General features: G+C 67.5%; 19 protein-coding genes. 3 read left to right on the forward strand and 16 right to left on the reverse strand.

Going from position 1 to position 22,179, the window contains the following annotated elements; translation table 11 throughout:
• Positions 1-882, forward strand: an 882-nt coding sequence (locus H149_RS0102570; protein ID WP_020648168.1) for a BMP family ABC transporter substrate-binding protein, incomplete at its 5' end; no start/stop codon positions are given.
• A gap of 11 nt (positions 883-893) precedes the next feature.
• On the opposite strand, the gene H149_RS0102575 is transcribed toward H149_RS0102570, so the two are convergent.
• A complete protein-coding gene (locus H149_RS0102575; protein ID WP_020648169.1) occupies positions 894-2,588 on the reverse strand; it encodes an AMP-binding protein in 1,695 nt (564 codons plus the stop codon).
• Between the two features lie 97 nt (positions 2,589-2,685).
• On the opposite strand from H149_RS0102575, the gene H149_RS0102580 reads away from it, so the two are divergent.
• Positions 2,686-3,831 carry an acyl-CoA dehydrogenase family protein gene (locus H149_RS0102580; protein WP_039747815.1) on the forward strand — a complete coding sequence of 382 codons (1,146 nt, stop codon included), beginning with the start codon at positions 2,686-2,688 and terminating at the stop codon, positions 3,829-3,831.
• A gap of 85 nt (positions 3,832-3,916) precedes the next feature.
• Here the strand turns inward: H149_RS0102580 and H149_RS22530 are convergent, their stop codons facing one another.
• The 4 genes from H149_RS22530 to H149_RS0102595 all read right to left on the reverse strand — a co-directional run bounded on the left by H149_RS22530 (position 3,917) and on the right by H149_RS0102595 (position 10,348).
• Positions 3,917-5,539: an AIPR family protein gene (locus H149_RS22530; protein WP_083930768.1), complete on the reverse strand. Its 1,623-nt coding sequence runs from the start codon at positions 5,537-5,539 to the stop codon at positions 3,917-3,919.
• A gap of 240 nt (positions 5,540-5,779) precedes the next feature.
• Positions 5,780-7,786, reverse strand: a complete 2,007-nt coding sequence (locus H149_RS0102585; RefSeq protein ID WP_020648171.1) for an acetyl/propionyl/methylcrotonyl-CoA carboxylase subunit alpha — start codon at positions 7,784-7,786, stop codon at positions 5,780-5,782.
• Positions 7,787-7,880: 94 nt separating this feature from the next.
• Positions 7,881-8,702 (reverse strand): enoyl-CoA hydratase/isomerase family protein, encoded by an 822-nt coding sequence (locus H149_RS0102590; RefSeq protein WP_020648172.1) that lies wholly within the window; start codon positions 8,700-8,702, stop codon positions 7,881-7,883.
• A gap of 20 nt (positions 8,703-8,722) precedes the next feature.
• Positions 8,723-10,348, reverse strand: a complete 1,626-nt coding sequence (locus H149_RS0102595; RefSeq protein ID WP_020648173.1) for an acyl-CoA carboxylase subunit beta — start codon at positions 10,346-10,348, stop codon at positions 8,723-8,725.
• A 255-nt stretch (positions 10,349-10,603) separates the two neighbouring features.
• Here H149_RS0102595 and H149_RS0102600 point away from each other — a divergent pair, with 255 nt between their 5' ends.
• Positions 10,604-11,323, forward strand: coding sequence for a DinB family protein (locus H149_RS0102600; RefSeq protein WP_211213527.1), 720 nt, complete (start codon positions 10,604-10,606; stop codon positions 11,321-11,323).
• A gap of 91 nt (positions 11,324-11,414) precedes the next feature.
• Here the strand turns inward: H149_RS0102600 and H149_RS0102605 are convergent, their stop codons facing one another.
• The 11 genes from H149_RS0102605 to H149_RS19460 form a co-directional block, all read right to left on the reverse strand.
• On the reverse strand, positions 11,415-12,278 hold the full coding sequence (locus H149_RS0102605; RefSeq protein ID WP_026352778.1) for an SDR family oxidoreductase: 864 nt from the start codon (positions 12,276-12,278) through the stop codon (positions 11,415-11,417).
• Positions 12,279-12,351: 73 nt separating this feature from the next.
• The gene (locus tag H149_RS0102610; RefSeq protein ID WP_020648176.1) at positions 12,352-13,287 is read right to left on the reverse strand and encodes an electron transfer flavoprotein subunit alpha/FixB family protein; all 936 of its coding nucleotides are present in this window, start codon (positions 13,285-13,287) and stop codon (positions 12,352-12,354) included.
• Positions 13,288-13,306: 19 nt separating this feature from the next.
• Positions 13,307-14,053 carry an electron transfer flavoprotein subunit beta/FixA family protein gene (locus H149_RS0102615; RefSeq protein ID WP_026352779.1) on the reverse strand — a complete coding sequence of 249 codons (747 nt, stop codon included), beginning with the start codon at positions 14,051-14,053 and terminating at the stop codon, positions 13,307-13,309.
• Between the two features lie 124 nt (positions 14,054-14,177).
• Positions 14,178-15,839 carry an electron transfer flavoprotein-ubiquinone oxidoreductase gene (locus tag H149_RS0102620; RefSeq protein WP_039747818.1) on the reverse strand — a complete coding sequence of 554 codons (1,662 nt, stop codon included), beginning with the start codon at positions 15,837-15,839 and terminating at the stop codon, positions 14,178-14,180.
• 146 nt (positions 15,840-15,985) lie between these two features.
• Positions 15,986-17,806, reverse strand: a complete 1,821-nt coding sequence (locus H149_RS0102625) for an acyclic terpene utilization AtuA family protein (RefSeq protein ID WP_039747820.1) — start codon at positions 17,804-17,806, stop codon at positions 15,986-15,988.
• Between the two features lie 127 nt (positions 17,807-17,933).
• Complete coding sequence (locus tag H149_RS0102630; RefSeq protein WP_020648180.1) at positions 17,934-18,470, reverse strand: phosphatidylglycerophosphatase A family protein; 537 nt, start codon at positions 18,468-18,470, stop codon at positions 17,934-17,936.
• The gene (gene thiL, locus H149_RS0102635) at positions 18,467-19,420 is read right to left on the reverse strand and encodes a thiamine-phosphate kinase (RefSeq protein ID WP_020648181.1); all 954 of its coding nucleotides are present in this window, start codon (positions 19,418-19,420) and stop codon (positions 18,467-18,469) included. Before thiL ends, H149_RS0102630 begins: the two co-directional genes overlap by 4 nt.
• 9 nt (positions 19,421-19,429) lie before the next feature.
• Positions 19,430-19,885 carry a transcription antitermination factor NusB gene (gene nusB / locus H149_RS0102640; protein ID WP_020648182.1) on the reverse strand — a complete coding sequence of 152 codons (456 nt, stop codon included), beginning with the start codon at positions 19,883-19,885 and terminating at the stop codon, positions 19,430-19,432.
• The gene (gene ribH, locus H149_RS0102645) at positions 19,882-20,334 is read right to left on the reverse strand and encodes a 6,7-dimethyl-8-ribityllumazine synthase (protein WP_026352780.1); all 453 of its coding nucleotides are present in this window, start codon (positions 20,332-20,334) and stop codon (positions 19,882-19,884) included. Before ribH ends, nusB begins: the two co-directional genes overlap by 4 nt.
• 97 nt (positions 20,335-20,431) lie before the next feature.
• Positions 20,432-21,571 (reverse strand): bifunctional 3,4-dihydroxy-2-butanone-4-phosphate synthase/GTP cyclohydrolase II, encoded by a 1,140-nt coding sequence (ribBA, locus tag H149_RS0102650; RefSeq protein WP_020648184.1) that lies wholly within the window; start codon positions 21,569-21,571, stop codon positions 20,432-20,434.
• Positions 21,572-21,577: 6 nt separating this feature from the next.
• Entirely contained in the window at positions 21,578-22,171 is a 594-nt protein-coding gene (locus H149_RS19460; RefSeq protein ID WP_020648185.1) for a riboflavin synthase, read from the reverse strand.
• Between the last annotated feature and the right edge of the window lie 8 nt (positions 22,172-22,179).

The raw sequence follows: 22,179 nt of genomic DNA on the forward strand, positions 1-22,179 counted from the left end.
TACGTCGAGAGCGTGCCCGAGGGCGCCGACGCCGAGCGCGTCATCCGCCAGCTCGCCGCCGACGGCAACAAGCTGATCTTCACCACCTCGTTCGGCTACATGGAGGCGACGCTGAAGGTCGCGCGCCTGTTCCCGAAGACCGTGTTCATGCATGCCACCGGCTACAAGACCGCGAAGAACGTCGGCGTCTACGAGGCCCGCACCTACGAGGCTGCCTACCTGCTCGGCGTGCTCGCCGGCGGCATGACCAAGAGCAACACGCTCGGCTACGTCGCCTCGTTCCCGATTCCGGAAGTGATCCGCAACATCGACGCCTACACGCTCGGCGCGCAAAGCGTGAATCCGAAGATCAAGACCAAGGTCATCTGGGTCAACACCTGGTACGACCCGGGCAAGGAGCGTCAGGCCGCCGAGACGCTGATCGCGCAGGGCGCCGACACGCTGTGCCAGAACACCGATTCGCCGGCGACGCTGCAGGTCGCGCAGCAGAAAGGCGTCTACGCCTGCGGCTGGGATTCGGACATGGCGCGCTTCGCGCCGAAGGCGCAGCTCGCCGCCGGCGTTTCCGACTGGGGGCCGTTTTACATCCAGACCGCCCGGGACGTGATCGCCGGCACCTGGAAGAGCGGCGACACCAAGTGGGGCGTCGCCGAGGGCATGGTGCAGATCGCCTCGCTGCTGCCCGGCATTCCGGCGCCGACGCTCAAGGTCTTCGAAGAGCAGAAGAAGGCGCTCGCCGCACAGCGCTTTCACGTCTTCCAGGGCCCGATCAAGGACCAGAGCGGCGCGGTCCGCATCGCCGCCGGCACGATGCCGACGGCGCAGCAGCTGCTGTCGCTGAACTGGTACGTGCAGGGCGTCGACGGCGCGCTGCCGAAGTAGGCGCGCGCGGTTCAGTCCCAGACCACGGGCTCGCGCCGCGCCTGCCAGCGCGACACCTCCGGCGCGTAGCGGCCTTCGAGCTGCGCGCGCCGGATCTTCATCGTCGGCGTGAGAAAGCCGTTGTCGATGGTCCACTGCTCGCGCACCACGGTGAGGAACTCCAGACGCTCGTGCGGATCGAGCCGCGCGTTGACCGTCTCGAGCAGGCCGCGCAGCTCGGCGTCGAGCGTCGCGCGCAAGGCGGCGTCGGCATCCGCCGCGCGCGACAGCTCGGCCGGCAGCATCACCAGCGCGAACGGCTGCGGCTGCTCGGCGCCGGCCACGCAGACCGCCTCGATGCGCGGATGCGCGCCGAGCCGGTTCTCGATCGGCGCCGGCGCCACGTACTTGCCCTTGCTGGTTTTGAACTGTTCCTTGGCGCGACCGGTGATCTTCAGACGACCGATCTCGTCGATCTCGCCGACGTCGCCGGTATGCAGCCAGCCGTCGGCGTCGATCGCCTCGGCGCTGCGCTGCGGATCGCGGAAGTAGCCCTGCATCAGCCACGGCGCGCGCATCAGCACCTCGCCCTGCGCCGAGAGCCGGCATTCGACGTGCGGCCACGGCGTGCCGACGTAGCCGACGCGCATCGTCTGCGGCCGCGAGGCGTGTGACAGTCCGAAGTTCTCGGTCATGCCGTAGACCTCCAGCAGATCGAGGCCGAGACCGCGATACCAGTCGATCACCGCCGGCGGCAGCGGCGCCGCGCCGGTCGCCGCGAAGCGCACCGCGTCGAGCCCCAGCTGGCGCAGGATCTTGCGCTTGATGAAGCGGCCGAGCAGCGGCACGCGGCAGAGCCGGTCGAGCTTCTCCTTCGGCAGCTTGGCGAACACACCCTGCTGGAACTTCACCCACAGGCGCGGCACCGAGAAGAACAGCGTCGGCCGCGCGCGCTGCAGATCGGCGACGAAGCTGTCGAGCGAATCCGCGAAGTAGACGCGGAAACCCTGCCGCACCGAGTTCGCCTCCACGCCGATGCGCTCGGCGACGTGCGCGAGCGGCAGGTACGAGAGGATGCGGTCATCGCCGCTGAAGCCGAAGGTCTCGCCCATCACCTTCGCGCAGCCGGCGATGTTGGCGAACGCGTGCATCGCGCCCTTCGGCGCTCCGGTCGTGCCCGAGGTGTAGACGATCGTCGCCAGATCATCGGCCGGCCGCGTCGGCGAATCGGCGATCGGCGCGTAACGCGCCAGCAGCGCGTCCCAGGACTCGCTCGCCGGCTCGCCGTCGAGCGGCGCCGGCGCCAGCGGCAGGCGAATGCGCGGCATGCTCTCCGGCACGCCCGGCGCCATCGCCGCCCAGTCGTCGAGCTTGCCGATGAAGATCGCCCGCGCCTCGGCGTGATCGAGGATCTGGCGGATCGAATCGGCGGCCAGCGTCGGATAGATCGGCACGCTGACGTGGCCGGCCATCCAGATCGCAAAATCGGCGAGCAGCCAGTGCGCGCAGTTCTTCGACAGGATCGCCACGCGCGAGCCGGCCGGCCAGTGCTGCGCGCGCAGAAACGCGGCGATGCGTCGCACCTCGTCCATCGCCTCGCGCCAGCGGTAGTCGCGCACCGCGCCGCCACCGAGCGGCTGCGTCAGGTAGATGCGCTCCGCGCGCTCGCGCTCCCAGCGGTACAGCCGCTGCAGCGGCAGATCGCTCTCAGCCAGCGTAAGGCCCATTACTTTCTTCCTCGTTTTATAGTCGGACCGCTCGCGATATCTCCTCGCGAAGCTGATTGAATCAGCGTTCAAACCAGAAAATCAACCGGTAATCAACGTGACCCATAAATCGCTTTTCTACACCGAGGAGCATGAGGCCCTGCGTCGTGAAGTGCGCCGCTTCGTCGAGCGCGAGGTGACGCCGAACATCGAGCGCTGGGAGGCCGCCGGCGAGCTGCCGCGCGCCCTGCACCGCCGCGCCGCAGAAGCCGGCCTGCTGCAGATCAGCTTTCCGTCGGCTTATGGCGGCGTCGAGGTGCCGGACCTGTTCTACATGATCGTGCTGACCGAAGAGCTGGCGCGCGCCGGCAGCGGCGGCCTGATCGCCAGCCTGATGTCGCATGGCATCGCCACGCCGCCGATCGCCCACGTCGGCACCGACGAGCAGAAGCGCCGCTTCGTCGCGCCGGTGCTCGCCGGCGAGAAAGTCGCGGCGCTGGCGATCACCGAACCCGGCGGCGGCTCCGACGTCGCCAACCTGCAGACGCGCGCGCGGCGCGACGGCGACCACTACGTCGTCAGCGGCAGCAAGACCTTCATCACCTCCGGCATGCGCGCCGACTTCATCACCACCGCCGTGCGTACCGGCGGCGACGGCATGGGCGGCGTCTCCTTGCTCGTCATCGAAGGCGACACGCCGGGCCTGACGCGCTCGCCGCTGCGCAAGATGGGCTGGTGGTGCTCGGACACCGCGACGCTGTACTTCGACGAATGCCGCGTGCCGGTCGCCAACCGCATCGGCCCCGAGAACCAGGGCTTCATGGCGATCATGCTCAACTTCAACCAGGAGCGGCTGATGCTTTCCGCGCAGGCCTGGGCCTTCGCCACCGTCTGCTACGAAGAAGCGCTCGCCTACGCGCGCGAGCGCCAGACCTTCGGCCGGCCGCTGATCCGCAATCAGGTGATCCGCCACAAGCTGATCGACATGCGCATGCGCATCGACGCCGTGAAAGCAAACCTCGACCTGCTCGCCTGGCGGGTCTCGAACAAGCAAATGCCGGTCGCCGAAGTCTGCATGCTGAAGAACCTGGCGACCGAAACGCTCGAATGGGTCGCCGGCGAAGCGATGCAGGTCTTCGGCGGCGCCGGCTACCTGCAAGGCTGCAAGCTCGAGCGCATCTACCGCGAAACCAAAGTCCTGACCATCGGCGGCGGCTCGCGCGAAGTCATGAAGGATCTGGCGGCGCGGCAGATGGGGTATTAAGACCTATTTTCGACGGCTTCTCAGAACCAGCTATAAAAACTGACCAAGCCCTACCTTGCGGCCCGAAGCAAACTCTCGTTGCGATTTATAAGCCAACCGCAGTGAGCTCCTGGCTAAGAACCTCGCACTTCTGCGCGTTCTTGAAGAGAACCGCCAAGTAACAATCCTTAAACTTATCATTAATTATTACCAATAGTGCATTATGCAGCTTCTCTACCGTGGCAGCATCAATGGAACCGGAGTGATTTAGGACTAATCGATTCTCGATGAACCGATTGCCATGCGTAGCCAATTGTTTCTCACGATCACTTTTGGCATCTGCTAACTCTTGCACAACTTTCTGGGCTTTCCGCCATAGCTGACAGTTCTTCCACGCTTTAGAGGCATCGGGAACTGGCGAAAACAACTTCTGATAGTAGCCAGCAGGATCAGTTAAAGAGCCGACGTTTCGCTTCGCCATAACCACATCCGTTATGTTCTTACTCGTTGCAGCGAGACTCAATGCAAGCTCCTGAACATCAAGTCCTTTCGCTAAATCAGAAATTACCTCACCTCGCCGATAACAGTACTGAACACCAATCTTCCTGAATGCCTCAGCGAGGCCATCCTGCACCGTATCTAGCGCCAAAAAATCTCGCGGCTCTACTCGATTCTGAGTATTTGTAGCCGTAGTTATTTGATTCCCAATATCGAGTGGCGCTTTCCCGATAGACACAATCTTGAGCTGAATATAGCCCTTTTTTACTTTCTGCGGTGCGCTCTTGTAAGCGTTCGCAATTGCACTCGTCGTTTGAGCCCCATTAACGATCTTTATGTTCGACACTGACCACAGAGAACTTTCGCGCTGATCCCCCAGGCCGACCGGTTTTCTTTTAATCTCGTCGCATATTGCAGTAATTCCGTTATTCAGATACCAGAACGTAGACGGACGCTCAGTCAAACTTTCCGCTATACGGGCATTAATGTCGCTGCTCGAAAGCGTATATCTAATATTTTCTGAAAAAAGCAGCTCACCATGAGCCTTATGCCATTCCGCAACATCAGCACAAGATATTCTCCCATAAATTGCATAATAGGGATCCTTATGCTCCCCCCAATCAAGGAGGCTCAGATCAACGTCTGTTTTTATTCCGGACTTCGAACTCTTTATTGCCCTAACAATATCCGTGATATTAAAAACAGAATACGCAACCACTTCCTGATCATTGGTATTGTTTTCAGACAGGAACTTATCCAGAATCCTTCTACAATCTTCGCTTAGAGGATTTTCACTGTTAAAAGTGGCGACGAGAACAATCCCGGGATCATTTTTAAGCCCCGCCTCGATCTCGGCCGCGATAGCGGAAAATCGTGGATTAAAGTTCTTCCAATTCAGATCAAGAAGCTCATAAGCCCCTTGGACGAATTTATGCAAATCACCCGTATCAATGGTTTTAGTGCCTGCGGAAGACCATTTAGACTGAATTAAAAAAAGCCTGTTTTTGTTTGGATCGTAATAGCAACCATCAATACCATTATCCTTGTATCCATCGGTAACGTACTTTGCCACGTCCTTATACGGAAGCCCGGAAATGCTGGCCAAGCAGATTGCAACGAGCCCGCGTGAAAGGACCTTCTGGTCGTCCCCTACACAGTCGCTGACATCAAGGACATCGCGAATGGACGCCTCTATATGCGTCTTTACCCTAGTCGCAAGTATCTTGCTCATGGATCGAGAGGTGAGTTAAAGGTCTCCATTTGCACTTTAGTTGCTCCAATGCCCCAAAGTCATCCGCCCGATCGCAGCACGGTTTTGCGCCAAGGACCACCTTCTCGCAGAGCAATGCGCCTCGCCGTCGGCAAGAATCGGAGCATTCGGAGATTCCCCGTAGATCTGGAGACACAGCCAGTGTGTGGCGGCGGCGCTACCGATTCGAGACGAATCCTAGCAACGGCGCGAGTCTGCGCCTCACCTCTCCGGCACCAGCTGCGCCAGCAGCTGCCGGCTCTTGACCTGCTGTCCCGGCTGGACGTGGACGCTTTCGACGCGGCCGCCGACCGGCAGGGCGAGCTGGAATTCCATCTTCATCGCTTCGAGCACGACCAGCGTCTGGCCCTTGCCGACGGTCTCGCCGGCGCTGACGTGCACGGCGACGACCTTGCCGTCGGAGTGCGCGAGCAGACGGCCGTCCGAGCCAGCGGCGGCGCCTTCGGCCGGCGCCAGCGTCAGATCGCGGAAGCCGGCGGCGATGCCCTCGGCGTCGAGCCACAGCTGGTCACGGTCGCGCGCATAGCGCGCCCGCGCCTGCACGCCATCACAAAGGTAGTGGAACTCGCCGTCGGTGCTGCGCGGCACTTCGATCGTCAGCGTCTCGCCATCGCCGGTGACGACGAAGCGCGGTCCCTGCGCGCGCAGCGTCAGCGCGTGGATCGCATCGCGCCAGCCGAGGCGCAGCTGCAGCGGCGTTTCGTGCGAGCTGTGCCAGCCGAGGAATTCCGCCGACAGCTGATGCGCCTCGCCGAGACGGCGCGCGTCATCGAGATAGAGCGCCAGCGCAGCGAGCGCGAGCGGACGCAGGCCCGGCCGCTCGGCAGCCAGACGCGACTGCGGAAAGTGGCGCTCGACGAAGGCGGTGCTGAAGCGGCCGGACGCGAAGGCCTCGTGCGCCAGCACGGCCGCGAGGTAGTCGCGGTTGTGGGCAACGCCGAGCAGCGTCGTGTCGCGCAACGCATGCACGAGGCGCATGCGCGCGGTCTCGCGGTCCTCGCCCCAGGCGATGATCTTGGCCTGCATGGAGTCGTAGTGCGGGCCGATGAGCTGTCCGTCGCGCAGCCAGGTGTCGACGCGCACGCCGGCGCCCTGCGGCGCCTGCCAGCGCAGCACGCGGCCGGTCTGCGGCAGGTAGTTGCGCTGCGGTTCCTCGGCGCACAGGCGCACTTCGATGGCCCAGCCGCGCCGGCGCGCGAGGATTTCGTCCTGCGTCATCGGCAGCGGCTCGCCCTGCGCGACGCGCAGCTGCCATTCGACGAGGTCGACGCCGTAGACCAGCTCCGTCACCGGATGCTCGACCTGCAGGCGCGTGTTCATTTCGAGGAAGTAGAACGCACCGTCGGCGCCGAGCAGGAATTCGACGGTGCCGGCGCCGACGTAGTCGACCGCGCGCGCGGCGGCGACCGCCGCCTCGCCCATCCGCTGCCGCAGCGCCTCGTCGACCGCCGGGCTCGGCGCTTCCTCGACGACCTTCTGGTTGCGCCGCTGCACCGAGCAGTCGCGCTCGCCGAAGTGCACGCGCTGCCCGTGGCGGTCGCCGAACACCTGGATCTCGACATGGCGCGCGTCGACCACGGCCTTCTCGATCAGCAGCTGGCCGCTGCCGAAGGCGTTCTCGGCCTCCGAGCGCGCGGAGGCGATCGCCGCCGCCAGCGCTGATTCGTCTTCGACCAGACGCATGCCGCGGCCGCCACCGCCGGCCGCGGCCTTGATCATCACCGGCAGGCCGATGCGGCGCGCCTCGGCGCCCAGCGTCGCGTCCGATTGCGCATCGCCGTCCGCGTCCAGGCTCTGGTAGCCGGGCACGCAGGGCACGCCGGCGGCGAGCATGCGCGCCTTCGCCGCGGACTTGTTGCCCATCGCCGCGATCGAGGCCGGATCGGGGCCGATGAAGACCAGGCCGGCGTCCTGCACCGCCTGCGCGAAGTCGGCGCGCTCGGAAAGAAAGCCGTAGCCGGGATGGATCGCCTCGGCGCCGCTCTGCCGCGCGGCGGCGAGGATGGCGTCGATCGACAGATAGGAATCGCGCGCCGGCGCCGGACCGATGCGCACCGCCTCGTCGGCTTCGAGCACGTGCAGCGCGTCGGCGTCGGCGTCGCTGTAGACGGCGACGGTGCGGTAGCCGAGGCGTCGCGCGCCGCGGATCACGCGCACGGCGATCTCGCCGCGGTTGGCCACCAGAATCTTGTTGAAGCGCTGGGTCATGTTGTCGTTCCCGCTGGCGGCGTCGCGAAACGCCGTTTCCGATGATGAAGCGCCGGCGGCAAAGTCCGCCCCGGCGCGCGTCCGGGCGCCGTGCTCAGGCGCCGCCCTCGCCCGCCCATTTCGGCGGCCGCTTCTGCATGAATGCGGCGATGCCTTCGGCGGCCTCGCCGCCGCGCACGCAGGCGGCAAAGCTTTGCGCGGCACCGTCGAGCAGCGCGTCGATGTCGACGCGACCGACGTCGAGCAGGATCGCCTTGGTCGCAGCGTTGGCGCCGGGCGCGCAGCGCAGGATTTGCGCGAGCGTGTCGTCAAGCGCGCGCTGCAAGGCCTCGCCGTCGGCGCAGACCTCGTGCACGAGGCCGAGGCGCAGGGCCTCGGCGCCGTCGAACTGCGCGCCGGTCAGGCACAGACGGCGCGCCTGCGTCAGGCCGATGCGCTCGACGACGAACGGCGCGATCTGCGCCGGCGGCAGGCCGCGCGTGGTCTCCGGCATGCCGAACTTGGCGCCGGCATGCGCGAGCGCGATGTCGGAGACGCAGGCCAGGCCGAAGCCGCCGCCGAGCACCGCGCCTTCGCAGACGGCGACGACCGCCTGCGGCGCCTGCGCGACCTTGCGCAGCATCGCGCCGAAGCCGCGATTGACGACGGCGACCGGGTCCGGCTCGCCGGGCGCCGGCGCCTTGAGGCCGCCGGCCATCATCGACTTGAGATCGGCGCCCGCGCAGAAATGGCCGCCGGCGCCACGCAGCACGATCGCGCGCACGCCGCGGTCGTCGCGCACGGCGTCGACCGCGGCACCGATCTCGGCGAGCATCGCGGCCGTCATCGCGTTGCGCGTGTCGGGGCGGTTCAGCGTCAGGTGCATCACGCCGCGCTCGATGCGCACGAGCAGCGATTCGAACGAAGAAAAGTCCATGGGCTTGCGTCTCCGGTCGCTCAGAAGCGCGCCACGCCGTAGCTGCTCGGGAAGACCTGGCGCGCCTGCGACTCGCGGCAGATCGACAGGCACAGGCCGAGCACGCGGCGCGTGTCGCGCGGATCGATGAGGCCGTCGTCGAACAGGCGCGCGGTCGCCGCGAAGGCGTGCGACTCCTTGTCGAACTGGCCGACGATGTTCTGGCGGATCATCCCCAGCATCTTCTCGTCGGTCTCGCCCATCACCTTGCCTTCGCGCGCCCACTTCTCGCGGGTGATGATTTCCATGACGCCGGCCGCCTGCTCGCCGCCCATCACCGAGGTGCGCGAGTTGGGCCACGCGAAGATGAAATGCGGGCCGAGGCCGCGCCCGCACATGCCGTAGTTGCCGGCGCCGAAGCTGCCGCCGACGACGATCGTCAGCTGCGGCACGCTGGCGTTGGCGACCGCCTGGATCATCTTCGAGCCGTGCTTGACGATGCCGCCCTGCTCGCTCTCGGTGCCGACCATGTAGCCGGTCGTGTTCATCAGGTACACGATCGGCACGTTGGACTGGCAGCACTGCTGGATGAACTGCGCGGCCTTGGTAGCGCCCTGCACGGTGATCGGCCCGTTGTTGGCGACGATGCCGACCGCGTGGCCGTGGATCACGGCGCGGCCGCAGACCGTCTGCGCGTCGTAGCCGGCCTTGAAGTCGAGAAACTCCGAGCCATCGGTGAGGCGCGCGATCAGCTCGCGGCAGTCGTAGGGCTTGCGGTAGTCCGGCGGCACCACGCCGCACAGTTCCTCGACGTCGTACAGCGGCGCGCGCACCGGCAGCAGTTCCAGACGCGGCCGCTGCGCGTTCCAGTTCAGGCGGCCGACGATGTCGCGGGCGATGCGCACGCCGTCGGCATCGTTCTCGGCGATGAACTCGGCGGTGCCGGCCAGCTGCGCGTGCATCTCGGCGCCGCCGAGCGCTTCCTCTTCGGCGATCTCGCCGGTCGCCGCCTTCAGCAGCGGCGGCCCGGCGAGGAACACCTTGGCGCGCTTGCGCACCATCACCACGTAGTCCGACAGGCCCGGCAGATAGGCGCCGCCGGCCGTCGACGAGCCGTGCACGACGGTGATCTGCGGAATGCCGGCCGCCGACAGCCGCGCCTGATTGGCGAAGGTGCGGCCGCCCGGAATGAAGACCTCGGCCTGGTAGAGCAGATTGGCGCCGCCGGACTCGATCATCGAGATCACCGGCAGCTTCTGCTGCAGGGCGATCTCCTGCATGCGCAGGCCTTTCTGCACGCCCCACGGCGTCATCGTGCCGCCCTTGATCGCCGCGTTCGACGCGCCGATCAGGCAGCGCACGCCGGACACGTAGCCGATGCCGGTGATCTGATTGCCGCCGGCCAGCGAGCCGTCCTTGTCGTCGTGCAGGCGATAGCCGGCGAGCGTCGACAGCTCCAGCCACGGCGAACCGCGGTCCAGCATCAGATGCACGCGCTCGCGCGGCAGCATCTGCCCGCGCTTGTGGAAGCGCTCGCGCTTGCTCTCCTCCTCGGCGCGCCCCTTGGCCTCGACCGTCCGCCAGGCCTCGATCAGCTTCAGCATCTCCTCACGGTTGCGCTGGAACACCTCGCCCGCGGTATCGATCTTCGATTCGATAACAGACATTTCCGCTCCGCCGATCCGTTTTGATTGTTTGGCGATTCTGCCTTGCCAATACTGAGTTTTCATCGGAAATTTTCATTCCCTAACGGACGGCATCGGGTACGCGGCGGAACCGCCGGCGGGCGCCGCGCGCAGACCCCGGCGTGCCGGCCGGCGGACGCCGCCAGGACGGCCGCTCGCCGAGCAGCCGGAACGAATCCGGCGCCGGATCGACGGCATGGCGATGGCGGGCGACCTCCGGCACAGGTGGCGGCGCCGATGGCGGTCGGCGCGGAGATGCTGGCGATCGTCGGCGCCTGCCGCGTGCAGCTCGACGCCGCCGCATGGATCCGCGCAATACGGATCCGCGCAGCAAGGCCTGCTTCGAGCGCGGCGCGCTGCTCGCATGGATTGCCGCGGCAGGAGAACGAGCGGAAGCTGCACGCGCCGGCGGCCTGCCGGCTGGACCCCACACCGCCCTGGAGCGAATCGATGGACCTGCTGCCCTACGCGCGCACGATGGCGGCGTACAACCGCTGGATGAACGAGCGCCTGCACGAAGCCTGCGCGCAACTGCCCGACACGCGACGGCGCGAAGATCTCGGCGCCTTCTTCAAGTCGATACACGGCACGCTCAATCATCTGCTGCTCGCGGATCGCGTCTGGCTCGGACGCTTTACCGGCATGCCGTTTCGCGCCGCCGCGCTCGATCAGGAGCTGTACGCCGGCTTCGCCGAACTCCGCGTCGAGCGGGAACGCACGGACGCCGCGATCGAGGCCTGGAGCGCGACACTGACGGCGCATGATTTCGCCGGCGAGCTGTCGTACACCCGCATCAGCTCGCCGCAGCCCGTGCGCCTGCCGTTCTGGCGCGCGCTCGTGCACTTCTTCAACCACCAGACGCACCATCGCGGCCAGATCACCACGCTGCTGAAGCAGAGCGGGATCGATCCCGGCGTCACCGATCTGATCGCCATGCCCGCGGCCGAGCTCGCCTGAGCGCAGCGCGCCGCCGCACCACACGGGCGGCGGCGCGGCGATCAGCGGCGCGGGACGATCGGCGCGAGCGGATCGCCCGCCACCGCCTCGCTCAGCCGACGGCCTTGGGCCGCACCGCGCGATGAAAGCCCTGGTAGGGCTTCGCGTTCTTGTGCTCCAGCAGCGGGAAAGCCTTGGCGCCGAGGCTGGAGCCGCCGTCGATCTTGATGCAGGCGCCAGTGATGAAGGCCGCGCCCTCGCTGAGCAGGAAGACGATCGCGCTGCTCACTTCGGCTTCCTCGGCCATGCGCTGCAGCGGCGCGATCTTCGACAGCTTCGGGATCACTTCCTTGGCGAAGTTGGCGTCATAGTGGTCCATGCCGCTCGACGCGACGTAGCCCGGCGCGACGGCATTGACGCGCACGCCCGACACGCCCCACTCGATCGCCGCCGTCTCGGTGAAGTTCAGCATGCCGGCGCGCGCCGCACCGCTGTGGCCCATGCCGGGCATGCCGCCCCACATGTCGGCGATCATGTTGACGATCGCGCCGCCGTTCTTGCGCATCCACTGCGTGTAGACCTCGCGCGCCATCAGGAAGCCGCCGGTCAGGTTGTTGGCGACCACTGCCTCCCAGCCCTTCTTGCCGATCATCGCCAGCGGCATCGGATACTGGCCGCCGGCGTTGTTGACGAGGCCGTCGATGCGGCCGCGCTCGGCGAGGATCGCCTTGACCGCATCGCGGACCGCGTCCTCGTCACGAATGTCGAAGGCACGCGTCGACACGCTGCCGCCGTCCTCGACGATCTCGGCGGCGGTCTTCTCCAGCTTCTCGGCCTTGCGGCCGGTGATGACGACATGCGCGCCGAGGCTGGCGAGCTCGTGCGCGGCGCAGCGGCCGATGCCGGAGCCGCCGCCGGTGACGACGATCGTCTGGCCCGCGAACAGGCCGCTACGGAACACACTCTGGTAAGACATGTTTCTTTCTCCCGAAACGGCGAAGGCCGGCAAGAAGCCGGCCTTCGCGATCAGCATGTACCGCGATGGAATCTCACAGCTTGGCGGTCATTTCCGGCAGGACCTGGAACAGATCGCCGACGAGGCCGAAGTCGGCGACTTCGAAGATCGGCGCTTCCGGATCCTTGTTGATCGCCACGATCGTGCGCGCGTCCTTGATGCCGGCGAGGTGCTGGATGGCGCCCGAGATGCCGACCGCGATGTACAGCTCCGGCGCGATGATCTTGCCGGTCTGGCCGACCTGCATGTCGTTCGGCACGTAGCCCGAGTCGACCGCGGCGCGCGAGGCGCCGACGCCGGCGCCGATCTTGTCGGCGAGCGCGTAGACGACCTTGAAGTTCTCCGACGAGCCGAGCGCGCGGCCGCCCGAGACGACCTTGGCGGCCGACTGCAGGTCCGGACGCTCCGACTTCTGCGCCTCGAGCTTGACGAAGCGGGTGTGCGTCGGCAGCGCGGCCGACACGCTCACCGTCTCGACGGCGGCGCTGCCGGTCTGGGCGACGGCGTTGAACGACGCCAGGCGCACCGTCGCGACGACCGTGCCGGCCGGCGCTTCGACCGTGGTGATGGCGTTGCCGGCGTAGGTCGGACGATCAAAGCTGCTGGCGCCGTGCACGGCCATGATGTCGCTGACCTGCTGCACGTCGAGCTTGGCGGCGACGCGCGGGGCGAGGTCCTTGCCGAAGGTCGTGCCCGGGAACAGCACGTGGGTGTAGCCCTGCTTGGCCAGTTCGACGATCTGCGGCGCCAGCACGGCCGCGGTCGGCTGCGCATTGGCGGCGTTGTTGACGACCAGCACCTTGGCGACGCCGGCCAGCTTGGCGGCCTCGGCGGCGACGGCGGCGCCGTCGGCGGCGAGCACGGCGACGTGCGTTTCGCCGCCGATCTTTTCGGCGACGGCCAGGGTCTTGGACACCGAGGCGTTGAGCTTGCCTTCGGCGTGCTCGGCGATGACGAGAATCTTGCTCATGTTGTCTTTATCCCTCTTCTCAGACCAGGCCCTTGGCCTTCAGCGCCGACACCAGCTCGTCGACGGTCTTGACGACGATGCCCTTGCTGCGCGACGGCGGCGGCACGGTCTTGGTGGTCTTCAGACCGGCGGCCGGCGTCACGCCGAGATCGGCGAAGCTCACCGTTTCGACCGGCTTCTTCTTCGCCTTCATGATGTCCGGCAGCTTGAGGTAGCGCGGCTCGTTGAGGCGCAGGTCGGCGGTGATCACCGCCGGCAGGTCCACTTCCAGCGTTTCGAGGCCGGCGTCGACCTCACGCGTGACGATCGCCTTGTTGCCCTCGACCTCGACCTTCGAGGCGAACGTCGCCTGGGCGATGTCGAGCAGCGAGGCGACCATCTGGCCGGTCTGGTTGGCGTCGTCGTCGATCGCCTGCTTGCCGGCGATGAACAGCTGCGCGCCTTCCTTCTTCAGCACCGCGGCGAAAGCCTTGGCGGCCGTCAGCGGCTGCACTTCGCCGGCTTCCTTGATGTGGATCGCACGATCGGCACCGAAGGCCAGCGCCGTGCGCAGGGTCTCTTCGTTCTTGTCGCCGCCGATCGTCACCGCGACGATCTCGGTGACCTTGCCTTTCTCCTTCAGACGCACCGCCTCTTCCATGGCGATTTCGTCGAACGGATTCATCGAATGCTTGACGCCATCCGTCACCACGCCCGTGCCATCCGACTTCACCTGGATGCGCACGTTGTAGTCCACCACGCGCTTCACGCTTACTAGGGCTTTCATTCGCTCTTTCCTGATACCTACCGAGTGAAAAATGATCCTTGGAGACGCCGCGCCGCACTTTAACCAAGCTTCCGGCCCGCGCTTCCCTCATGCGGACCAGTCGAGCGCGACGCGCCTGGGTACCTTACATATTGGCGTAGTTCGGACCGCCGCCGCCTTCCGGCGCGACCCAGTTGATGTTCTGCGCCGGATCCTTGATGTCGCAGGTCTTGCAGTGCACGCAGTTCTGCGCGTTGATCTGGAAGCGCTTGGCATCGCCCTCGCCGACCACTTCGTAGACGCCGGCCGGGCAGTAGCGCTGCGCCGGTTCGGCGTACATCGGCAGATTCTTGGCGATCGGAATCGACGGATCCTTGAGCTGCAGGTGGACCGGCTGGTCCTCCTCGTGGTTGGTGCTCGACAGGAACACCGACGAGAGCTTGTCGAAGGACAGCTTGCCGTCCGGCTTCGGGTATTCGATCTTCGCCGACTCCGCCGCCGGCTTCAGCGACTTGTAGTCCGGCTTGAGGTCGTGGAAGGTGAACGGGAAGTTGCCGCCGAACCAGTTCTGCTCGATGTAGTTCAGCGCGCCGCCGACCAGGGCGCCGAACTTGTGCATGATCGGGCCGAAGTTGCGCGAGCGGAACAGCTCGTCGTGCAGCCAGCTGGCCTTGAACTTGGCCGGATAGCTGTCGAGCGCCTTGCCGCCTTCGTCGCCGGCCAGCAGCGCCTCGGCGACCGCCTCGGCGGCGAGCATGCCCGACTTCATCGCCGTGTGGCTGCCCTTGATCTTGGCGAAGTTCAGCGTGCCGAGGTCGCAGCCGATCAGCGCGCCGCCCGGGAACACCATCTTCGGCAGCGAGTTCAGGCCGCCCTTGCAAATCGCGCGGGCGCCGTACGAGGTGCGCGTGCCGCCTTCCAGGTGCTTGCGGATCACCGGGTGATGCTTGAGACGCTGGAATTCGTCGAACGGCGACAGGTACGGATTGGTATACGAGAGGTCGACGATCAGGCCGACGACGACCTGGTTGTTCTCGAAGTGATAGAGGAACGAGCCGCCGAGCGCGTCGGTGCCGGTCAGGCTCAGCGGCCAGCCGGCGGTGTGCACGACCAGGCCCGGCTTGTGCTTCTCCGGCGGCACCGTCCAGATTTCCTTGATGCCGATGCCGTAGTGCTGGGCGTCGGCGTCCTTGTCGAGCTGGTACTGCGCGATCAGCTGCTTGCCGAGGTGGCCGCGGCAGCCTTCGGCGAACAGCGTGTACTTGGCACGCAGCTCCATGCCCGGCGCGAAATCCGGCTTGTGCTCGCCTTCGCGGTTGATGCCCATGTCGCCGATCTGCACGCCCTTGATGACGCCGTCCTCGACGATCGCGTGCTGGGCGGCGAAGCCCGGGTAGATCTCGACGCCGAGGTCCTCGGCCTGCTTGGCGAGCCAGCGGCACAGATTGCCGAGGGAGATGACGTAGTTGCCCTCGTTGTGCATGGTCTTCGGCACGAACAGGTTCGGCATCTTGAATGCCGCGCTCTCGCTGCGGAAGAAGTAGATCTCGTCGCCGGCGACCGGCACGTTCAGCGGCGCACCCTTGGCCTTCCAGTCCGGGAACAGCTCGTTGAGCGCGCGCGGCTCGAAGACCGCGCCGGACAGGATGTGGGCGCCGACTTCCGAGCCCTTCTCGACCACGCAGACGCTGATGTCCTGGCCGGCTTCGGCGGCCTTCTGCTTGAGACGGCAGGCGGCGGACAGGCCGGCGGGACCGGCGCCGACCACCACCACGTCATATTCCATTACATCGCGTTCGACGGACATGGGCTCTGATTCCTGGCGTCCCGGAAGGCCGGGCTCGGATGGCTAGGGATACGTAAAGGTCGCGCATTGTATTACGCGCGCGGCCATGACGCAGCGCCAAAAAAACAGCGGACTACTGGCCCAAGAGCCAAAAAATACCCAGCCGCCTAAAGCGCTTGCGCGAGCGCCCGCGGCACCGGCACGGGAAATTCGAGCAACATCTGGGCGAAGGCCTTGCCCTGCGGGTCGGTGCGCAGGCTGGCCGCTCCGCCGCCGCCGAGGGCCTGGTGGAGCAGGAAGTTGAGCGCCTGCGTGCCGGGCAGCGTCCAGCGCTCGACCCGGCCGTCGCGGCCGCCGGCGAGCACGTGGGCGAACCAGTCGCGCACCGCCTCGGCCGTCAGCGCCGCCTCGATCAGCGGCAGGAACTCCGGCCGGCGGGCGATCACGCCGATGTTGGCGTCGTCGCCCTTGTCGCCGGAGCGGGCCAGCGCCAGGCGCAGCAGCGGCAGCTCGACACAGTCGCCGGACGGCGCCGCCGGCGCTGCCGCGGCGGGCGGCGGCGGCGCCACGAAGCCGCCGCTCGTCGGCACCTCGACCGCGAAGCGCTCCGTGCCGATCGCCACCTCGATCGGCACGCGGGCCTTCGGCACCAGCGTCGAGAACAGCTTCGGCACCATGTGCGGCTCGGGCCGGCCGGCGCCGAAGTAGCCGGTGAAGCCCGGCGCCATGCCGGTCGCGGCCTGCGCGATCTCGCGCGAGAACAGCTTCAGCGCCTTGGGGTGCGGATGCTGGACGGCAATCTTGACGACCACCTCGCGCGTCGCCGCGGCACCGGGCCGCGCGTGCGGGCCGTAGCTCTCCTCGGCGCCGATGCAGTGGATGTCGACGCCGGAGAAATCGCCGAGCTTCTGCGCCAGCAGCTGGCGGCGCACCTTGTCGACGATCGCCGTCGCCGAGGCGCGACCCTTCTTCGCGGCGTCGATGCCGCCGATCATGAACAGCGCCGCGCAGCGCATGCCGGCCGGCATGGTCGCGCTGACCTTGTAGGTGTCGGTCGGCGCCTGGCCCTTCGCGCCGCTGACGCGGACGCGGTTGTCGCCGGCCGGCTCCAGCCGCACCTGGGTGAAATCGCAGGCGACGTCCGGCAGCAGATAGGCGCGCGGATCGCCGATCTCGTAGAGCATCTGCTCGAGCACGGTATGCACCGAAACCAGACCGCCGGTGCCATCCGGCTTGGTGACGACAAAGCCGCCGTCGGGCTCGACCTCGACGATCGGAAAGCCCATGTCGGCGTAGCCCGCGCGCACCAGTTCCCAGTCGGTGAAGTTGCCGCCGGTGCACTGCGCGCCGCATTCGATGATGTGGCCGGCGAGCGAGCCGGCGGCGAGGCGGTCGTAGTCGTCGGCGCGCCAGCCGAACTCGTGCATCAGCGGCCCGAGCACGACCGCCGAATCGACGCAGCGGCCGGTGATGACGACGTCGGCGCCGGCGGCGAGCGCGCGGGCGATCGGGATCGCGCCAAGGTAGGCGTTCATCGAGATGGTCGTCGCCGGCAGCGGCTTGCCGCTGCCGATCTCGACGCAGTCGGCGAAGTCCTTGCGCCGCGCGTTGAGATCGTCGCCGAGCACCACGGCGACACGCAGCGCAATGCCGGCCTTGGCCGCCGCGGCTTCGAGCGCCGCCTTGCAGGCGAGCGGATTGACGCCGCCGGCGTTGGCGACGACCTTGATGCGCCGCTCGACCAGCTGCGGCAGCAGCGGCGCCATCACGTGCTCGACGAAATCGGTCGCGTAACCCTCGTTCGGGTCGCGCAGGCGTTTGGCGGCGAGGATCGACATGGTGATCTCGGCCAGGTAATCGAAGACCAGATAGTCGAGCGCGCCGCGCTCGACGAGCTGCGCCGCCGCCGTGTTGGTATCGCCCCAGAACGCCGAGGCGCAGCCGATGCGGATGCTCTTGTTCACAAACCCTCCTGCGGTAAGCCACATTGCCGTTGCGCCGCGCATGACGGCACCTGCACGGCAGAATGCGTGCAGACTCAGGGGCGAAGCAAGGAAAACCTGGCTTACGGCGGGGTCGTACAGCAGCGCGCCGCGCGCCGTGCCCGGACGCGCGCTACAGCGGCAGCAGCCAGCGCCGCAGCGCCCACAGCACGGCGGCCGCGAGCAGGCCGGCGACGGCGTCGTCGAGCATGATGCCGAAGCCGCCATGCACCTGACGGTCGATGACGCGGATCGGCCAGGGCTTGACGATGTCGAACAGGCGGAACAGCGCGAACGCCAGCGCGATGCCCAGCGCCCAGCGCCCGCCGCCCTGCGGCGCCAGCCAGACCAGCGGCGCGGCGGCGATCAGGTAACCGACGATCTCGTCGAAGACGATGCCGCCGTAATCGTGCACGCCGAGCAGGCGCGCGCTCTCGCCGCAGATGAAACAGCCGGCGACGAACAGCAGCGCCGTCACCGCCACGAACGCCGGCCACGGCAGCCACAGCAGCGCCAGAAAGAACGCGACGCCGACCAGCGTGCCGAAAGTGCCCGGCGCACGCGGCGCGAGCCCGGCGCCGAAGCCGAAGGCCAGCACGTGCTCCGGCGTCGACCAGATCAGCTCGGCCGGCGGCTTCGGGAACGGGGCGGTCTTCGGGATCGGCTTCATGGGAAATGTCGGTAGGCCTGCGGCAGGTGCTCGACGATACCACCGCCCGCGTCGCGCACCCGCAAGCCGGGCTCGGCGACGATGCGGCCGACCACGCTCAGCGCCAGCGGCGCGCAGGCACGGCGCGCGTCGTCGAGGCGCTCCGGCGGCACGCAGACGCACAGCTCGTAGTCGTCGCCACCGGCAAGCTGCAGCGCGGCAGCGGCGCTGCCGGCACCGCGCGCGAACGCCGGCGACGCCGGCAGCGCCGCCAGTTCCAGTTCGGCACCGACGCCGCTCGCCGCGCAGACGTGGCCGAGATCGCCGGCCAGACCGTCGGACAGATCGATCGCGGCGCTGGCGATGCCGCGCAGCGCGAGCCCGGCGGCGTTGCGCGGCGTCGGCCGGTCGAGCCGGGCGCGCAAGGCGCGGCCGTCGTCATCGTGCGGCAGCTCGCCGGCCTGCCAGCGGCGCAGTGCCAGCGCGGCATCACCGAGCGTGCCGGTGACGCAGATACAGTCGCCGACACGCGCGCCGGCGCGGCGCAGCGCGGCACCGCGCGGCACGCTGCCGAGCGCGGTGACGGTGATCGACAAGGGGCCGCGCGTGGTGTCGCCGCCGACCAGCGCGATGCCGGCTTCGCGCGCCAGCGCACCGAGACCGGCCGCGAAGTCCGCGAGCCACGCGGCATCGGCCTGCGGCAGGCTCAGCGCGAGCGTGAACGTCCACGGCCGCGCGCCCATCGCCGCCAGATCAGAGAGATTGACGGCGAGCGCCTTCCAACCGATGTCGAAGGCCGCTGTTTCGGCCGGAAAATGGCGGCCGGCGATCAGCGTGTCGCAGGTGATCGCGATCTGCGTGCCGGGCGGCGGCTGCAGCAGCGCGCAGTCGTCGCCGACGCCGAGCGCCACCCCCTCGCCGTCCGGCGTCAGGCCGGCGAAGTAGCGGCGGATGAGCGCGAACTCATCCATGGCGTACGGCTAGAAGCCCGCGCGCATTTCCTCGGCGCGCGCCACGTGCGCGAGCTTGTCGAGCACGCCGTTGACGAACTTGTAGCCGTCCTCGGCCCCGAACATCTTGGCCAGGTTCACCGACTCGTTGACGACGACCTTCCACGGCACGTCGCGGCGATGCTCGATCTCGTAGGCACCGAGCAGCAGGATCGCGTGCTCGACCGGATCGAGCTGCGTCAGCGGCCGGTCGAGGTGCGGCACCAGCGCCATCGTCAGGTCCGGCGCCTGCTGCACGACGCCGTTGAGCAGTTCGGCGAAGTACGCGGGATCGGCGCGGCCGAGCCCTTCCTCCTGCTCGCGGAACTGCTTGAGCAGCGCTTCCGGCGAAGCTTCGTTGAGCAGCCACTGATACAGCGCCTGCACCGTCAGGCGGCGCGCCAGACCGCGGCGGCTCTGCGGCGCACTCTGCGGGAGCTCGCTCATGCCAGCTCCTTGCGCAGGCGCAGCATCTCGAGCATCGCGGCGGCGGCCTCGTAGCCCTTATTGGTCTCGCCCGGGCCGGAACGCTCGACGGCCTGCGCGACGGTGTTGACCGTCAGCACGCCGAAGCCGACCGGCTTGCCGGTCGCCAGCTGCACGTCGAGCAGGCCGCGCGCGCACTCGCCGGCGACGTAGTCGAAGTGCGGCGTGTCGCCGCGGATCACCGCACCGAGCGCGACCACGCCGTCGTAGCCGGAATCGAGCAGCAGCTTGGCGGCGAGCGGCACCTCGTAGGCGCCGGGCGCGCGATGGAAATCGACACGCTTGTCGGCGACGCCCCAGGCCTTCAGGCAGGCGCGCGCGCCGGCAACCAGCGCATCGACGATCTCGACGTTCCAGCGCGTCGCGACGATCGCGATGCGCGCCTTGGCGAACTCGCCGGCCTTCGGCATCTCCGGCACGGCGTAGCCGGTCTTGGCATCGGCCGGCACTGCGCGGCGCGCGGCCGGCGCCTTCTTCTTCGGTTTCGGGTTCTTGCTCATCAGGGTTTCAGTCGCAGGCCACGTATTCGACGACTTCGAGACCGAAGCCGGAGATGCCCTGCATGCGTTTCGGGGCCGACAGCACGCGCATCTTGCGCACGCCGAGGTCGGAAAGGATTTGCGCGCCGATGCCGTAGGTGCGCAGCAGCGGCCGCGTGTCGTGCGGCGTCTCGTCCTGCATGTTCAGCGAGACGATCTGCTGCACCAGCTCGCGCGACGATTCCGGCTTGCGCAGCAGCACGACCACGCCGCTGCCCTCGTCGGCGATGCGCTTGAGCGCGCGGCGCAGCGGCCAGGCGAAGTCGTCGTGGCGGACGCCGAGCACGTCCTGCAGCGTGTTGCGCAGATGCACGCGCACCAGCGTCGGCTTGGCCGAATCGACGTTGCCCCTGACCATGGCCAGATGCACGGTGTTGTCGACCGTGTCCTGATAGGTGACGAGGCGGAAGTCGCCGAACTCGGTGCTGACGTGCGTCTCGGCGACGCGCTCGACGGTGTGCTCGTTGTCGAGCCGGTAGCGGATCAGGTCGGCGATGGTGCCGAGCTTGATGCCGTGCTCACGGCCGAACTTCTCGAGGTCCGGGCGGCGCGCCATCGTGCCGTCCTCGTTCAGCACCTCGACGATCACCGCCGCCGGCTCGAAGCCCGCCAGGCGCGCCAGATCGCAGCCGGCCTCGGTGTGGCCGGCGCGCGTCAGCACGCCGCCGGGCTGGGCCATCAGCGGAAAGATGTGGCCCGGCTGGACCAGATCTTCGGGCTTGGCGTCGTGCTTGACCGCCGCCAGCACGGTGCGCGCACGGTCGTGCGCCGAGATGCCGGTGGTGACGCCGTGCGCAGCCTCGATCGAGACCGTGAACGCCGTCTTGTGGTTTTCCTCGTTGCGCGAAACCATCTGCGGCAGGCGCAGCTGCCGGCAGCGCTCCTGGGTCAGCGTCAGGCAGATCAGGCCGCGGCCGTAGCGGGCCATGAAGTTGATGTCCTCCGGGCGCACGCGCTCGGCGGCCATGATCAGATCGCCTTCGTTCTCGCGGTTCTCGTCATCCATGAGGATGACCATCTTGCCGGCCTTGATGTCGGCGACGATGTCCTCGATCGAGTCGAGCTTGCCGCCGCGTGCCTCGTCGATGTTCGCAATCTTGGTGCTCATACCTGCTTAACTCCTCGCCTCCAGCAGCCGCTCCAGATAGCGGGCGATCAGGTCTACCTCGAGGTTGACCGCGTCGCCCGGCTGCAGCGCGCCCAGACTGGTATGGGCGAGCGTGTGCGGAATGATGTTAACGCCAAACGTGCGGCCCTCGACGTCATTGACCGTGAGGCTGACGCCGTCGATACAGATCGAGCCCTTGCGCGCGATGTAGCGCGCAAGCGCCGCCGGCGCTTCGAAGCGCATGCGCGTCGAGCGCGCGTCCTCGTGCCGTTCGAGCAGCTGGCCGACGCCGTCGACATGGCCGGACACCATATGGCCGCCGAGCGGCTTTTCCGGCGTCAGGGCGCGTTCGAGGTTGACCGCGGCGCCGGCCTGCCAGCGGCCGGCCGTGGTCAGGTTCAGGGTCTCCGCCGAGAGATCGGCCATGAAGCCGTCGTCGGACAGGCTGGTCGCCGTCAGACACACGCCGTTGACGGCGATGCTGTCGCCGAGCTGCGTGCCGCGCAGATAGCCCGGCGCGCGGAAGACCATGCGGCGGTCGCCGCCGACCGATTCGATGCTGTCGATGCGGCCGAGCGCTTCGATGATGCCGGTGAACATCGCAAACT

The sequence above is a fragment of the Solimonas variicoloris DSM 15731 genome, from assembly GCF_000382285.1.
In the GTDB taxonomy this organism is placed as follows: Bacteria; Pseudomonadota; Gammaproteobacteria; order Nevskiales; family Nevskiaceae; genus Solimonas; species Solimonas variicoloris.

What these genes read in the sequence shown, in the direction of transcription:
- H149_RS0102615 (WP_026352779.1), bottom strand. Translation starts at nt 14,053, where the DNA reads ATGAAAGCCCTAGTAAGCGTGAAGCGCGTGGTGGACTACAACGTGCGC.
- H149_RS0102610 (WP_020648176.1), bottom strand. Translation starts at nt 13,287, where the DNA reads ATGAGCAAGATTCTCGTCATCGCCGAGCACGCCGAAGGCAAGCTCAAC.
- H149_RS22530 (WP_083930768.1), bottom strand. Translation starts at nt 5,539, where the DNA reads ATGAGCAAGATACTTGCGACTAGGGTAAAGACGCATATAGAGGCGTCC.
- H149_RS0102630 (WP_020648180.1), bottom strand. Translation starts at nt 18,470, where the DNA reads ATGAAGCCGATCCCGAAGACCGCCCCGTTCCCGAAGCCGCCGGCCGAG.
- nusB (WP_020648182.1), bottom strand. Translation starts at nt 19,885, where the DNA reads ATGAGCGAGCTCCCGCAGAGTGCGCCGCAGAGCCGCCGCGGTCTGGCG.
- H149_RS0102600 (WP_211213527.1), top strand. Translation starts at nt 10,604, where the DNA reads ATGGCGGTCGGCGCGGAGATGCTGGCGATCGTCGGCGCCTGCCGCGTG.
- H149_RS0102590 (WP_020648172.1), bottom strand. Translation starts at nt 8,702, where the DNA reads ATGGACTTTTCTTCGTTCGAATCGCTGCTCGTGCGCATCGAGCGCGGC.
- thiL (WP_020648181.1), bottom strand. Translation starts at nt 19,420, where the DNA reads ATGGATGAGTTCGCGCTCATCCGCCGCTACTTCGCCGGCCTGACGCCG.
- H149_RS0102625 (WP_039747820.1), bottom strand. Translation starts at nt 17,806, where the DNA reads ATGTGGCTTACCGCAGGAGGGTTTGTGAACAAGAGCATCCGCATCGGC.
- H149_RS0102585 (WP_020648171.1), bottom strand. Translation starts at nt 7,786, where the DNA reads ATGACCCAGCGCTTCAACAAGATTCTGGTGGCCAACCGCGGCGAGATC.
- H149_RS19460 (WP_020648185.1), bottom strand. Translation starts at nt 22,171, where the DNA reads ATGTTCACCGGCATCATCGAAGCGCTCGGCCGCATCGACAGCATCGAA.
- ribBA (WP_020648184.1), bottom strand. Translation starts at nt 21,571, where the DNA reads ATGAGCACCAAGATTGCGAACATCGACGAGGCACGCGGCGGCAAGCTC.
- H149_RS0102605 (WP_026352778.1), bottom strand. Translation starts at nt 12,278, where the DNA reads ATGTCTTACCAGAGTGTGTTCCGTAGCGGCCTGTTCGCGGGCCAGACG.
- H149_RS0102620 (WP_039747818.1), bottom strand. Translation starts at nt 15,839, where the DNA reads ATGTCCGTCGAACGCGATGTAATGGAATATGACGTGGTGGTGGTCGGC.
- H149_RS0102595 (WP_020648173.1), bottom strand. Translation starts at nt 10,348, where the DNA reads ATGTCTGTTATCGAATCGAAGATCGATACCGCGGGCGAGGTGTTCCAG.
- ribH (WP_026352780.1), bottom strand. Translation starts at nt 20,334, where the DNA reads ATGCCGAAGGCCGGCGAGTTCGCCAAGGCGCGCATCGCGATCGTCGCG.
- H149_RS0102575 (WP_020648169.1), bottom strand. Translation starts at nt 2,588, where the DNA reads ATGGGCCTTACGCTGGCTGAGAGCGATCTGCCGCTGCAGCGGCTGTAC.